The 13238-nt window shown below is 64.0% G+C and carries 13 protein-coding genes; 7 read left to right on the top strand and 6 right to left on the bottom strand.

The annotated features are described in order from the left end of the window. Positions 1-140: 140 nt before the first annotated feature. From C7G61_RS20850 to topA, 3 genes are read right to left on the bottom strand one after another with little or no spacing between them, the layout of a single operon-like run. Positions 141-581, bottom strand: a complete 441-nt coding sequence (locus C7G61_RS20850; RefSeq protein WP_108517819.1) for a DUF983 domain-containing protein — start codon at positions 579-581, stop codon at positions 141-143. Then, positions 569-2911 (bottom strand): ribonuclease R, encoded by a 2343-nt coding sequence (rnr, locus tag C7G61_RS20845; RefSeq protein WP_108517817.1) that lies wholly within the window; start codon positions 2909-2911, stop codon positions 569-571. Before rnr ends, C7G61_RS20850 begins: the two co-directional genes overlap by 13 nt. Further along, positions 2912-5665 (bottom strand): type I DNA topoisomerase, encoded by a 2754-nt coding sequence (gene topA / locus C7G61_RS20840; RefSeq protein WP_108517815.1) that lies wholly within the window; start codon positions 5663-5665, stop codon positions 2912-2914. It abuts the gene before it with no gap. A 232-nt stretch (positions 5666-5897) separates the two neighbouring features. Here topA and C7G61_RS20835 point away from each other — a divergent pair, with 232 nt between their 5' ends. Then, complete coding sequence (locus C7G61_RS20835; RefSeq protein WP_108517813.1) at positions 5898-6152, top strand: hypothetical protein; 255 nt, start codon at positions 5898-5900, stop codon at positions 6150-6152. 123 nt (positions 6153-6275) lie between these two features. Here C7G61_RS20835 and C7G61_RS20830 read toward each other — a convergent pair whose 3' ends face one another. Next, positions 6276-6752 (bottom strand): winged helix-turn-helix transcriptional regulator, encoded by a 477-nt coding sequence (locus C7G61_RS20830; RefSeq protein ID WP_108517811.1) that lies wholly within the window; start codon positions 6750-6752, stop codon positions 6276-6278. Between the two features lie 116 nt (positions 6753-6868). Between C7G61_RS20830 and C7G61_RS20825 the strand changes: the two genes are divergently transcribed. Beyond that, positions 6869-7642, top strand: a complete 774-nt coding sequence (locus tag C7G61_RS20825) for a glucose 1-dehydrogenase (RefSeq protein ID WP_108517809.1) — start codon at positions 6869-6871, stop codon at positions 7640-7642. A gap of 173 nt (positions 7643-7815) precedes the next feature. Continuing rightward, positions 7816-7956, top strand: coding sequence for a hypothetical protein (locus C7G61_RS44755; protein WP_190241909.1), 141 nt, complete (start codon positions 7816-7818; stop codon positions 7954-7956). Positions 7957-8008: 52 nt separating this feature from the next. Here C7G61_RS44755 and C7G61_RS20820 read toward each other — a convergent pair whose 3' ends face one another. After that, a complete protein-coding gene (locus C7G61_RS20820; RefSeq protein WP_108517807.1) occupies positions 8009-8617 on the bottom strand; it encodes an FMN-dependent NADH-azoreductase in 609 nt (202 codons plus the stop codon). Positions 8618-8717: 100 nt separating this feature from the next. Here C7G61_RS20820 and C7G61_RS20815 point away from each other — a divergent pair, with 100 nt between their 5' ends. Beyond that, positions 8718-9119, top strand: coding sequence for a winged helix-turn-helix transcriptional regulator (locus tag C7G61_RS20815; protein WP_108517804.1), 402 nt, complete (start codon positions 8718-8720; stop codon positions 9117-9119). Here C7G61_RS20815 and dprA read toward each other — a convergent pair. Continuing rightward, entirely contained in the window at positions 9116-10240 is a 1125-nt protein-coding gene (gene dprA, locus C7G61_RS20810; protein ID WP_108517802.1) for a DNA-processing protein DprA, read from the bottom strand. The genes C7G61_RS20815 and dprA overlap by 4 nt on opposite strands. Before the next feature lie 119 nt (positions 10241-10359). Between dprA and C7G61_RS20805 the strand changes: the two genes are divergently transcribed. The 3 genes from C7G61_RS20805 (at position 10360) to C7G61_RS20795 (ending at position 13229) form a co-directional block, all read left to right on the top strand. After that, positions 10360-11601 carry an amidase gene (locus C7G61_RS20805; protein ID WP_108517800.1) on the top strand — a complete coding sequence of 414 codons (1242 nt, stop codon included), beginning with the start codon at positions 10360-10362 and terminating at the stop codon, positions 11599-11601. 134 nt (positions 11602-11735) lie between these two features. Next, positions 11736-12572: a helix-turn-helix domain-containing protein gene (locus C7G61_RS20800; protein WP_108517798.1), complete on the top strand. Its 837-nt coding sequence runs from the start codon at positions 11736-11738 to the stop codon at positions 12570-12572. A gap of 57 nt (positions 12573-12629) precedes the next feature. Further along, complete coding sequence (locus C7G61_RS20795; RefSeq protein WP_190241900.1) at positions 12630-13229, top strand: cupin domain-containing protein; 600 nt, start codon at positions 12630-12632, stop codon at positions 13227-13229. Positions 13230-13238: the final 9 nt, after the last annotated feature.

The raw sequence follows: 13238 nt of genomic DNA, 5'->3' as shown, positions 1-13238 counted from the left end.
CCCATCCCCATTTTTGGTGCTCTTGTTGTGCCCGCTTTAGCTATTGCGTTTTCGAGCGAAGTGGATACCGGTTCGCGTGAAGGAAACGCGTCAAAACAAGAATCTAGAGCTTCGGTTCTGATTCAATCAGAACCGAAGCTCTAGACCGGCGGAATGTCGCCAGGGGCATTCTCGTCAAAGCCGTGCATGCGCAAGGCCCATTGGAAGCCGACCACGGCGCCCTTGATCGGCTGCAACAGTAGCAGCGATAAAATGAAAGTCAGCGGCAGGTAGATCGCCAGTTGCAGCCACACGGCCGGCGCGTAATTGGTTTCGATCCACAGTGCCGCCGGTACCACGATGTGGCCGACGACGACGATCACGAGATAGGCCGGCAAATCGTCGGCGCGATGCGGCGTGAAATCGAGGCCGCAGGCCGAGCAATTATTGGCGGTCTTCAGGAAGGCGCGAAACAGCTTGCCTTCGCCGCAGCGCGGGCAGCGGCAGCGAAAGCCGCGCTTCATCGCGGTCCAGAGGTCGCGCTTCTCGGCTTGCACGGTATTCCGGGTCCAGACTGGCGTCGCACTGCTCACCGTTTCCATGACTTGCCTTTCTTCGATTTGCCCGGCTTGGCTTTGCCGGACTTGCCCTTGTGGGGCTTGCGAACCTTGTCGCGCGGGCTGCGGCCCGGATGCGATTTCGACGGCGTTGCCTGTGCTTTCGATCCGTCGCGTTTTCTGCCGCGCGGAATGACCTGGCCTTCCGACAACAGCTCGAAACGTAACGCGCCGGCCACTGGCGCTGCTTCTACCAGACGCACGTCGACAACGTCACCCAATCGGTGCATGGCACCGCTGCGTGAGCCGACGAGCGCGTGACGCGTCTCGTCGTAATTGTAGTACTCGGTGCCGAGCGTGCGGATCGGGATCAACCCGTCGGCGCCGGTATCCGAAAGCTTCACAAACAGCCCGGCGCGGGTCACGCCGGAAATACGGCCCTGAAACGTCGCGCCGATGCGGTCAGCGAGGAAATGCGCGATCAAGCGATCGGCCGTCTCGCGTTCCGCTTTCATCGCACGGCGCTCGGTCACGGAAATCTGCGCCGCGACCTCGCTGAGCGTCTCCAGCGTCTCGGTTTCCGGCAACGCGCCTTCGCCGAGGCCGAGCGCGCGGATCAGCGCGCGATGCACGATCAGGTCAGCGTATCGCCTGATCGGTGAGGTGAAATGCGCGTAGCGGCGCAGGTTGAGGCCGAAATGGCCGTAATTCTCCGCCGAATATTCCGCTTGCGCCTGCGAGCGCAGCACCACCTCGTTGACCAGCGGTTCGTAGTCCTCGCCGCGAACCTGAACGAGCACGCGATTGAACAAGGAGGGGCGCAACGCACCCGTCTTCGCGAACGGCAGGTCGAGCGTCTTCAGGAATTCCTGGAGGTTATGAACCTTCTCCAGGGTCGGCTCGTCGTGCACCCGATAGATAAGCGGCAACGCCTTCTTTTCAAGCATTTCGGCGGCTGCGACGTTGGCGAGGATCATGAATTCCTCAATCAAGCGGTGCGCGTCGAGCCGCTCCGGTACGATGACGCGGTCAACTGACCCGTCAGCCTTGAGCAGGATTTTTCGCTCGGGCAGATCGAGGTCGAGCGGATCGCGCTCGTCGCGCGCGAGTTTTACGAGTGCATAGGCTGTGTAGAGGGGCTTCAGGATTGGTTCCAGCAGCGGGCCGGTGGTGTCGTCGGGGCGGCCATCGATGGCGGCTTGCGCCTGCGCATAGTGCAGCTTGGCGGCTGAGCGCATCAGCACCCGATGAAAGCTGTGCGAACGCTTGCGGCCATCGGGGCCGATCACCATCCGCACCGCGAGCGCGCCGCGTGGCTGGCCCGGCACCAGCGAGCAGAGATCGTTGGAGATGCGCTCAGGCAGCATCGGCACCACGCGATCGGGGAAGTACACCGAGTTGCCGCGCGTCAGCGCGTCACGATCGAGCGCCAAACCGGGCCGCACATAGAAGGCGACGTCGGCAATCGCGACATGGACGATGTAGCCGCCCCTGTTGTTTGGATCTGGATCGGGCGCGGCGTGCACCGCGTCGTCATGATCTTTCGCGTCGGGCGGATCGATGGTGACGAGCGGCAGCTCGCGCCAGTCCTCGCGGCCTTTCAGTGCCGCAGGCTCGGCGGCCTCGGCCTCGCGCAACGCGGACGGCGAGAACGCTTGCGGGATTTCGTGGGCGTGGATCGCGATCAGGCTGATCGCTTTTTCGCTCGACAGCGAGCCCAGCCGCTCCTTCACCTTGCCGGAAGCGAGGCCATAGCCGCGCCCGCGAACGAGATCGACGCTGACGAGATCGCCATCCTCGGCGCCGCCGGTATCCGACGGCGCGATGTTCAATTCGCGCCCGGCCTGCTTCTTGTCGACAGGTACGAGCCGGCCGCCGCCGCCAGGCAGGTCGCGGAAGATGCCGAGCAGGCGCGTGCGGGCCTGATCGATGATCTTGATGATCCGACCGCGATAGGGGGCGACTTCCCCGTCATCAGCCTTTTCGATCCGCAACAGGGCCCGGTCGCCGACACCCGCAGCGGTGCCCGGTTGCAAACGGCGCGGGACATGGATGCGGATCTTCGGCGCGGGACCGTTTTCCTCGGTGTCCCATTCGGTGGGAGTGGCGAGCAATTCGCCATCGGTGTCGCGGCCGGTGATGTCGGCGATCACCGTCGGGGGCAGGAGAGCCGTCTCGTGGATTTTCCGGCCGCGCTTGGCGATGGCGCCTTCGTCGGCGAGTTCGCGCAGGATGCGCTTTAGCTCAGCACGGTCGGCATTCTTCAGGCCGAACTCGCGGGCGATTTCCCGCGTGCCGATCTTGCCTGGATTCGCACGGATAAAGGCGACGATGGCGTCCCGGCCTGGAAAACCATTGTCGTGTTTTCTCTTCACTTATCCCCGGGCCTTGCCCGCGCTCTTTTTCGCAGGCGTCTTGGGTGCGGGCTTTGCCGCCGATGTCTTGGCGGCGGATGCGACCGGGGCGCGCGCCTTGCTGACGGCTTCCGATTTCGGCTTCGCCGCGGCTTTCTTCACTGCCGCCTTCTTGGCCGGCTTTGGCGCGCCGGGATCGGCAGCTTTGGCTGCTGCCTTCTTTGGCGCGGCCTTCTTCTTGGCGCCGCGCTTCGGCTTGCCGCCGCCCTTGGCGGCGCGCTCATCGATCAGCGCGACGGCTTCGGCGAGCGTGATCGTGTCGGGCGTCTTGTCGCTCGGGATCGTGGCGTTGACCCCGCCGGCCGTGACGTAGGCGCCGTAGCGGCCATTCTTCACCGCGACACCGCCAAGGCTCGGATGCTCGCCGAGCGGCTTGCCGGGATCAGCACCGAAGCGGCGGCCGCTCGGGCCCTTTGCGATCTTTTCCGCAATCAGCGTCACCGCGCGATTGAGGCCGACGTCGAACACTTCGTCGCCGGCTTCCAGGCTCGCATAGGTCTTTTCATGACGCACGAACGGGCCGAAGCGGCCGATGCCGGCGGTGATCGGCTCGCCGGTCTCCGGATGCTTTCCGATTTCGCGCGGCAACGACAATAGCTTCAACGCCAGTTCCAATTCCATGTCGCCGGGCGACATGTTCTTCGGGATGCCGGCGCGCCGGGGCTTTTCGCCCTCGGCATAATCCTTCTGCTCGCCGAGCTGGATGTAGGGGCCGAAGCGTCCGGCCTTCACCGTCACGTCGAGATCGGTTTCCGGGTCCTTGCCGAGGACGCGATCGGCGCTGGCTTCGCCGTCGGCGGCCAGCGGCCGGGTGTAGCGGCATTCCGGATAGTTCGAGCAGCCGACAAAGGCGCCGAACTTTCCGGCCTTCAGATTGAGCTTGCCGGTGCCGCAGGTCGGGCACTGCCTGACGTCGCCGCCGTCGGCGCGGGCGGGGTAGATGTGCGGCCCCAGCATGTCGTCCAGCGCATCCAGCACTTCGGAGACCCGGAGGTCCTTGATGTCGTTGACCGCGCCGATGAAGCCAATCCAGAAATCCTGCAGCACCTGCTGCCAGGAAATCTCGTTGTTAGAGATGCGGTCGAGCTGTTCTTCCAGCGCCGCCGTGAAGTCGTACTCGACATAGCGCGCAAAGAAATTCTCGAGGAACGCGACCACGACGCGGCCCTTGTCCTCGCCATGCAACCGCTTCTTTTCCAGCTTGACGTAGCCGCGGTCCTTCAACACCTGCAGGATCGAGGCGTAGGTCGAGGGACGGCCGATGCCGAGCTCTTCCATCCGCTTGACCAGCGAGGCTTCAGAGAAGCGCGGCGGCGGTTCGGTGAAATGCTGGGTGACGGCGAGCGCCTGGCGCTTTAGCGCTTCGCCCGCGCTCATGGCGGGCAAGCGGCGCGAATCCTCGTCCTCGCCGTCGTCGTCCTTGCCTTCCTGATAGAGCGCGAGGAAGCCGTCGAACTTGATGACCTGGCCCGAGGCGCGCAGATCCAGCACGCGTGAGCCGGCCTTCGCGGCGATGTCCACGGTGGTGCGTTCGAGTTCGGCCGATTCCATCTGGCTCGCAATGGTGCGGATCCAGATCAACTCGTAAAGCTTGGCCTGATCGGTATCGAGGCGGCGGCGCATCTCGGCAGGCCGTCGCGACAGATCGGTCGGGCGGATCGCTTCATGCGCTTCCTGCGCGTTCTTGGCCTTGGTCTGGTACTGGCGCGGCGCATCCGGCACGTAGGCGTTGCCGTAATCCTCGCCGATCACCTTGCGGGCCTGCGTGATCGCGGAGCCGTCGATCTGCACGCCGTCGGTTCGCATATAGGTGATGAGGCCGGTGGTCTCGCCGCCGATATCGATACCTTCATAAAGCCGCTGCGCGATCCGCATGGTGTGCGCGGGCGCGAAGCCGAGTTTGCGGCTGGCTTCCTGCTGCAGCGTCGAGGTGGTGAACGGCGCCTGCGGATTGCGGCGCGCGGGCTTTGCTTCCACGGTCGAAACCGTGAAATTCGCCGCCTCGATCGCTTTCTTGAGGTCTTCGGCCTCCGCGCCGGAGCCGATGTCGAGACGCTGGATCTTCTTGCCGTCGGCGCCGACCAGGCGCGCCTCAAAACTGTCGCCGCGCGGCGTGGTCAGGGTCGCGACCAGCGACCAGTATTCGCGGGGAACGAATTTTTCGATCTCGAGTTCGCGGTCGCAGACCAGCCGCAGCGCCACCGACTGCACGCGTCCCGCCGAGCGCGCGCCCGGCAGTTTGCGCCACAGCACCGGCGAGAGCGTGAAGCCGACCAGATAATCCAGCGCACGGCGAGCCATGTAAGCGTCGACCAGCGCGCCGTCGATCTGGCGCGGCGCCTTCATCGCATCGGTCACGGCCTGCTTGGTGATGGCGTTGAACACCACGCGCTCGATCTTCTGATCTTTCAGCGCGCGCTTCTCTTTCATCACCTCCAGCACGTGCCAGGAGATCGCTTCGCCCTCACGATCAGGGTCGGTTGCGAGAATCAGCCGGTCGGCGCCCTTCAGCGCCTTGGCGATGTCGTTGAGTCGGCCAGCCGCCTTGGGATCCACCTCCCAGATCATCTGAAAATTCGCGTCCGGATCGACGGAACCATTTTTAGCGGGGAGGTCGCGGACATGGCCGAACGAGGCCAGAACCTCGTAGGAGGCGCCCAAATACTTGTTGATAGTCTTGGCTTTCGCCGGCGACTCCACGATGACGATATTCATGTCATTCCAATGGCTTACGGGAAAAGATAAAGGCGGGTTCCGCGAGACTCGCGGCCTACCGATTGGACCCGAACATGGGTGGTGAGGCGGCCCCTGTCAAATCTACAAATGCCGTCAGGGAACCTTTTGGGGTCGACTTATATCTGTCGAGTTGCGAAATACGCCCTAGAGTTGCGCCATCAAAGGGGTTATTTCTGGGCAATACTTTGTGTCGCGTTAGGATGCAAATTTTTTGAGCAAGGCTGCAGGCGGCCGAAAGCGAAAAGCTTCAGGCAAGCGTCGGAAATCGCCAACCGATGAACGAAGCGATGAACGAGGCGAGGAGGGCGGCCCCGACGAGGCCGTTGCCTTTATAGCGGAGACCGTTGCCGAACTGGTCAAGCTGGCGGAGCGCCATCGGCTGGAGGTGCTCAGCCATCTGCTCGGCATGGCGCAACTCGAGGCGGAAGAGCGCCTGCGCACAAGGAGCAAACACAAGCTATCGTGAGCGCTCCCTCAAAGTCGTCATGCCCGGCCTTGTGCCGGGCATCCACGTCTTTCCCCAATCCAGCAAGAAAGACGTGGCTGGCCGGGACAAGCCCGGCCATGACGAACGTGGAACACCAATCCTCTACGCCGTAACGCGCTTACTCTGCTTGCCCGCCGGCCGCGGCTTCAGCGCGGTATCGTCCATACCCAATAGCCGCCCGTCCTGCGAATGGAGTTCGAGCTTGCGAACCAGCCGGCCCTTCTCCTTGTCGACCAGAATGGTGGCGATCTCTTCCGGGCGCTCGTCGAACTCCTCGCTCCATTGCCGCAAGGCGACCAGGATCGGGAAGACGCCGCGCCCCTTCGGCGTCAGCAGATATTCCTGATACGCGCTGCCGTCGGCGGCGGGCGCGGTCTTCAGGATGCCCTGGTCGACCAGCGCGCGCAGCCGCACCGTGAGGATGTTCTTGGCGAGGCCCAGCTTCTTCTGGAATTCGCTGAAGCGGCTGACCCCGAACAGCGCTTCGCGAATGATCAGAATCGACCACCAATCTCCGATCGCATCCAGCGCGCGTGCGACTGGGCAGTCATCGTGTTCAAAGCTGGTCCGTTTCACCATGGCGGGCTCCGTCGAAAACGCGCTGTGGGTAGATCACAGTCTTGTGTAGTTGCAATATTAAACCAGATGCCCTAGGTAGGCAATCTAGTTTAATAATGCAACCATTGGAGGCGGCCATGAGGCTCGCGAACAAGACGGCGTTGATCACAGGGGGCAACAGCGGCATCGGGCTCGCCACCGCAAGACTGTTCGTGGCGGAGGGGGCGCGGGTCGCCATAACAGGGCGCAACAAGGAGACGCTGGAAGCGGCTGCGAAAGAACTTGGGCCGAATGCGCTCGCCATCGTCGCCGATGCCACCGACATCGCGGCGACGGAAGCTGCAATCAAGCAGGCGGTCGCGAAATTCGGCAAGCTCGACGTCATTTTTGCCAATGCCGGCATCGCGGGCGGTACGCCGCTTGGTGCCGCTACGCTCGAAACCTTTGAGAAGGTGATCCGGACCAACGTCACTGCCGTGTTCTTCACCGTGCAGGCCGCAGTCCCGCATCTCAACGACGGCGCCTCCATCATCCTGAACGGTTCAGTGATCTCGGTGCTCGGGAATCCCGGCTATTCAGCCTATGCGGCGAGCAAGGCCGGTGTGCGCGCAATGGCGCGGGTGATGGCGTCCGAACTCTCGCCACGCAATATCCGCGTCAACGTGGTCTCGCCGGGGGCAATCCGTACTCCGATCTGGGGCGCTGCGCTGGCGACGCCCGAAGCCGAGAAGGCATTCGAGAAGCGCATCGGCGCAACCACGCCGCTCGGCCGCATCGGGGAACCCGATCATATCTCGAAGACGGTGCTGTTCCTCGCTTCGGACGATTCTGCGCATGTGCAGGGGCAGGAACTGTTCGTCGACGGCGGGGCCACGGCCTCGCCGAGCGGCGCGCCGATCTATCGGGGGTAGGGCATATCCCGGCAATATCGAAGCCGGCCGGCGGTCTGATGATCTCGGTCGCTGGCCGGCTTCGATGCCCTGCGGCGGATTGGCGCTGAGCCAGAACGCGCATTGAACCATGGGTTTGGCTGTTGGAGATTTCGAGGCAGGAGTCTCGCAACCAAAAACGGGTGGGTGCAACCGTGCCGAAGACCACTGGCATCTCCTCGACCCCGGCGGAAAATTCGGACACCGCGCAATTTGTTTCGATCGCGCTGTTTTCCGGTGTCGGTCTCCTGGTCTCCTTGATTATCGTGCTGCTGCGCATGAACGGCGTCTTCTGATTTGAGCGGCTGCCTGCCGTCGGGCGGCGACGGCAGCCGCCATTGCCTCAACTCAGGCGGCGTTCAGATCGCCTGCGGCCTTTAGCGCGCCGGCCACCGCCTTTTCGCGATGTTCGGGGCCGACCTGGATGCCGTCGGCGGAAATGAATTCTGGATTCTTGATGCCGATGAAGCCAAACACCCAGCGCAAATAGGTTTCCAGGTGCTCGCCGACTGCGGCCGGCGTGCCCGGGCCATAGAAGCCGCCGCGCGAGATCGCGACGATGACACGCTTGTTGCCGGCCAGACCTTCGGCGCCTTGCGCTGAGTATTTGAACGTCTTGCCGACGACCAGGATGCGGTCGATCCAGGCCTTGAGCTGGCTCGGAATCGTGAAGTTGTACATGGGGGCGCCGAGCACGATGACGTCGGCGGCCAGAAACTCTTCCAGCACAGCCTGACCGGCGGCGATATCTTCGCGCAGCGACGCGTCCGGGGCAGCCCCCTGGCCAGCGGCGAGGTGTGAACCGGTGAGATGCGCCAGTGGCGTGAGCGTGAGATCGCGATAACTGACCTCGAGGCCGGGGGTGGATCGGCGCAGCCGATCGACAATGGCGGCGGAAACCTGGCGGCTGACGGAGTGGGGGCCGAGCACGCTGGAGTCGATGTGCAGAAGTTTCATGGTTGGTGTCACCCTTTGGTATAGATTTGTAACTGGCGCTATATGAGTGACCGTGGCAGAACCCCGCAAGAACGCACATTTTTTACACCCGAGCACAGCCATGAGACCCGAGCACAAGATTGTGCCTGCCCTGCCGCCGGGCCCGCATGCCGGCGATAGTTGCCGCGCCGTGGCTTCCGTGCTGGCGCGGGTCGGCGACAAATGGAGCGTGTTTGTGATCATGACGCTGATCGGTGGACCGCAGCGCTTCAACGAGCTCAAGCGCACGATCGGCGGCATCTCGCAGCGGATGCTGACCTTGACGCTGCGCGGGCTGGAGCGCGACGGGCTGGTCACACGCACCGTGTTTCCGACCATCCCGCCGCGGGTCGATTACGAACTCACCGATCTCGGCCGCGGGCTGGCGAGCCCGGTACAGGCGCTCGGCCAATGGGCGTTCGCGCATCTGCCGGAGATCGAGGGCGCGCGGACGAGTTTCGACGCGCGCAATGAGAAGAGCTAGATCAGCGATACCAGCCCGCCGCCATGGCGCTCCAGCCGGCCGGCCAGTTCGAGCTCCAGCAGCACCGTGCGCACGATGGTGGGCGAGAGGCCCGACATCCGGATCAGATCGTCGAGGCTGACCGGGCTCGGCCCGAGCAGCGTCACGATGCGTGCGCGCACGCCCGGATCGATGTCGAAATCGAGCGGCTCGTCATCGCCCTCGCGCGCCTCGAGCACGACCGGCCGCTCCATGATCGGCCCCACCGCGTTGATGACGTCACTGGCTTCCGTAACCAGGGTTGCACCCTGCTTGATCAAATCATTGGTGCCGGCGGCGCGCGGGTCGAGCGGTGAGCCGGGCACCGCGAATACTTCGCGGCCCTGTTCGGCGGCCATCCGCGCCGTGATCAGCGATCCCGAGCGATGCGCTGCCTCGATCACGACGACGCCGAGCGACGCGCCGGAGATCAGGCGATTGCGCCGGGGAAAATCGTGGCCGCGCGGCACATGGCCGAGCGGCATTTCGGAAATAGCGCCGCCTTGATCGAGCAGGGCGGCGAGCAAGTCACCGTGCTCCGGCGGATAGATCCGGTCGTGACCGCCGGCCAACACCGCGACTGTGCCGCTTTCGACCGTCGCGCGATGCGCGGCCTGATCGATGCCGCGCGCCAGGCCTGAGATGACGACGAAGCCGGCCTCGCCAAGCTCGCGCGCCAACTGGCCGGCGAATTTCAGCCCGGCCCCGGAAGCGTTGCGCGAGCCGACGATCGCGATTATCGGCCGGATCAGGACGTCGGGCGCAGCGCGCACACGCACGCCGAGCAAGGGAGGCGCATCCTCAAGCGTCGCCAGCCGCGGGGGATAGGCGGCTTCGTCGGGCGCGACCAGCGTGACGCCGATCCTTTTCGCCGCGGCGATCTCGGCCCGCGCTTCCTCCTCGCTGCAGATGCGCCCTGAACGCGCGGCACCGCCACGGCGCGCCAGATCGGGCAACCGCTCCAGGGCCGCGCGCGCGTTACCGAAATGATTGAGGAGCGAATAGAAGGTTCGCGGCCCGACATTGTCGCTGCGGATCAGCCGCAGCCGGTCGATCCGGTCGGTCTCGGTGAGGTGGGGCGTGAGTTGTGTCCGGTCATGCATGCGGGTAGCAGCATTGCCCAACCTGAGATTGTGATCAACCTGTTTGATTGTGATGGGTGTTAAGCTTGCTCCATGCCAAGGCCCTCCGTAACCTGTATCCTCATCACAGGAATGCCTTCATGATCTCACTCGCCGAACTTCAGCGCCGCATCGATGCCGGCGAACTTTCACCCGACGACGCCATCGCGCAGTCGCTTGCAGCAACCAATGCGCATGAAAAGTCCATCGGCGCCTTCGTTTGTCGGAATGAAAGTCCTCGCGCGCAAAGCGCCGGGCCGCTGCGCGGCATTGCGGTCGGCATCAAGGACATCATGGATACGGCGGATTTCCCGACCGAGATGGGCTCGCCGATCTACCGGGGATATCGGTCGCGCGGCGATGCGGCTGTGGTGATGATGCTGAAGCAGGCGGGCGCAACCATCGTGGGCAAGACCACGACCACCGCATTCGCCTCCGTGGATCCGACACCGACGCTCAACCCGCACAACCACGGCCACACGCCCGGCGGATCGTCATCGGGCTCGGCGGCGGCGGTGGCGGCCGGCATGATCCCGCTCGCATTGGGAACGCAGACCGGCGGTTCGGTGATCCGCCCCGCATCGTTCTGTGGCGTCGCCGCGATCAAGCCGTCGTACCGCTTGCTGCCGACGGTCGGCGTGAAGTGCTATTCGTGGACGCTCGATACGGTCGGCCTGTTCGCGGCCGGCGTGGACGACGTGGCGCGTGGCCTTTCCGCGATGACGGGCCGGCCCGAATTGCGGCTGCCGCCCAGCATTCCGACCCCGCGCATCGGCGTCGTGACGCAGGATTTCGCCGGTGCGCCGGAGGCGTCAGGCGGGGAGGCGCTGCGAATCGCGACTAAAGCTGCCGAACGCGCCGGAGCCTCGGTGCGGGTGCTTGATTTGCCTGAGATCATTGCGGAGGCGTGGCACGCCCATTCGGTGATCCAGGAATTCGAGGCGCATCAGGCGCTCGCCTGGGAATACCGCGAAAATTACGACGCGATGGCGCCGCTGTTGCGCGCACGGCTCGACGAAAGCAAGGGGACGGCACCGGCCGCCTATGACGAGGCCATGGGCGTTGCGGGCCGCGCCAGACATGCACTGGCAAAAGTGTTCGAAGAGGTCGATGTGCTGCTGACCTTGTCGGCGCCCGGCGCTGCGCCACAGGGTTTGGCCTCGACCGGCGACGCCCGATACAACCGATTATGGACACTGATGGGCGTGCCCTGCGTCAATGTTCCCACGCTCATCGCGGACGGCGGATTGCCGGTCGGCGTGCAGGTCATTGCGCGATATGGCGCCGATGCCGCGGCGCTGACGGCAGCGCGCTTCGTCGAGGGCGCGCTAAAGCGGCAATGAGACCACCGGGCGCGGTCCGTCGATTTCGGGAAGTCAATCAAAATCTATTTGAGCGGAACGATGCAACCTGACCGGGCGAACGCCGACAAACAGAGGTGACAAGGACGGTCTTTCGGCAGGAACGACAATCAAGCATGCCCAAATCTCACTTCTTTCCGGCAGGCGAGGCGCTCAGCGACTTCGCCGAAGCGATCTGGGATGCCGATTTCGATGATGCGCGCTCGGCACGCGCCCTCACGATAAAGGTCTTGCCGACGACGTCGCCCGTCCTGATCGTGCACTATCGTGCGGCGATGACGGCGGCGCACCGGCCCCGTTACAAGCGCACCGCCAATGGGATGCAAACCAAAGCGATGACCCTGCGTCCCAGTGGTCCGCTTGGTGTCGTGCTGGTCCGGCTGAAGGCCGAAGAGGCTTGCCGCGTGCTCGGCTGCGATCTGGCCGATATGACCGATGCCAGCGTGGAACTGTCTGACATTTTTGGAGACCGCGAGGCATCGTTGCTGGAAGAAATGCTTGCGGAAGCGGAGAATGCGGAAGCGCGCGTTGCGCGAATGCGGCAGTTTCTGCGCGAGCGTGCCGCCACCAACCGGTTCGATCCTGTCGTCCACCGCGCGATCTGCGCGCTCAAGCAGGATCCAGCGGTCTCGATGAAAGACCTTGCCTCGTGTCTCGACGTCGGCGAACGCAGCCTGCAGCGCCGCTTCAAGACGCTGACCGGCGTCAGCCCGAAGCAGTTCGCCCGTGTCGCGCGGATGGAAAAGGTCGTCGCTGCGCGGCTCAGGGGCAGCGATTGGGCCGACGTCGCCTATGCGACCGGCTACAACGACCAGGCGCATCTGATCAACGATTTCAGGTCGTTGGCTGGCGCGCCGCCTGACACGTTCTTTCGCGGCACGACGGCCGCGGAATATCGCGGCTGGAACGCCGAACTCGCAGCGTCGGATTTTTACAATACATTCATGACCTAGCTCATTAGGCAGCGCATCTCCGACGCCGGTGGACGGCACGAGATGAGGAGATGGATGATGCTGACCGAACTCGAGCGCGGAACGAAGCTGCGCAATGCCTTCAACAAAGAGACCTTCGTCTTTTCAGGACCGGTCGACGATCCCTCGGTCGCCCGGTTCGAAGTCATCCTGGAGCGGGGCGGTTCGGGCGGCGGCAACGCGCTGCTTCATGTCCATCCCGGGGCGGACGAGCATTTTGCGGTGAAATCGGGCCGCATCAAAATTGTTGTCGAGGGCAGGGAACAGATTGTCGAAGCTGGCGGAAGTGCGGTCGTGCCGCGTGGTAAGCCGCATTTCTTTGCCAATGCAGGCGATGGCGCGGCTGAACTGGAGATCGAGTTCAGGCCGGCGCAGCAGCAGCTTCGCTTCTTCGCGAATTTCGCAACCCTTGCCGTGCATCGGCCCGAGTGGTTTTCCAGCAAGGGTGATCCGAATTTCCTCGCCATCGCGCTGGTGCTTCACACCTATCGCGACCACCTTTATCTCGCGGGGCCGCCAATCTTCTTGCAGAAATTCATCTTCGCCATGCTGACGCCGCTGGCAAGGCTTCGCGGATACCGGATGGCGATCGAGCCGCTTCGCGAGGAGCGGCAATTGGCGCCAAGCCCGGCCGAGTAGGGCCGGCTG

Source organism: Bradyrhizobium algeriense, from assembly GCF_003062295.1.
GTDB lineage: Bacteria > Pseudomonadota > Alphaproteobacteria > Rhizobiales > Xanthobacteraceae > Bradyrhizobium > Bradyrhizobium algeriense.
Note: the sequence above shows the minus strand (reverse complement) of the source record. Positions and strands in the feature narration are given on the sequence as shown.

Bases quoted from the DNA above. Each gene is read 5' to 3' on its own strand.
- C7G61_RS20850 (WP_108517819.1), bottom strand. From the start codon at position 581: ATGGAAACGGTGAGCAGTGCGACGCCAGTCTGGACCCGGAATACCGTG.
- topA (WP_108517815.1), bottom strand. From the start codon at position 5,665: ATGAATATCGTCATCGTGGAGTCGCCGGCGAAAGCCAAGACTATCAAC.
- C7G61_RS20830 (WP_108517811.1), bottom strand. From the start codon at position 6,752: ATGGTGAAACGGACCAGCTTTGAACACGATGACTGCCCAGTCGCACGC.
- C7G61_RS20825 (WP_108517809.1), top strand. From the start codon at position 6,869: ATGAGGCTCGCGAACAAGACGGCGTTGATCACAGGGGGCAACAGCGGC.
- C7G61_RS20820 (WP_108517807.1), bottom strand. From the start codon at position 8,617: ATGAAACTTCTGCACATCGACTCCAGCGTGCTCGGCCCCCACTCCGTC.
- C7G61_RS20815 (WP_108517804.1), top strand. From the start codon at position 8,718: ATGAGACCCGAGCACAAGATTGTGCCTGCCCTGCCGCCGGGCCCGCAT.
- dprA (WP_108517802.1), bottom strand. From the start codon at position 10,240: ATGCATGACCGGACACAACTCACGCCCCACCTCACCGAGACCGACCGG.
- C7G61_RS20805 (WP_108517800.1), top strand. From the start codon at position 10,360: ATGATCTCACTCGCCGAACTTCAGCGCCGCATCGATGCCGGCGAACTT.
- C7G61_RS20800 (WP_108517798.1), top strand. From the start codon at position 11,736: ATGCCCAAATCTCACTTCTTTCCGGCAGGCGAGGCGCTCAGCGACTTC.
- C7G61_RS20795 (WP_190241900.1), top strand. From the start codon at position 12,630: ATGCTGACCGAACTCGAGCGCGGAACGAAGCTGCGCAATGCCTTCAAC.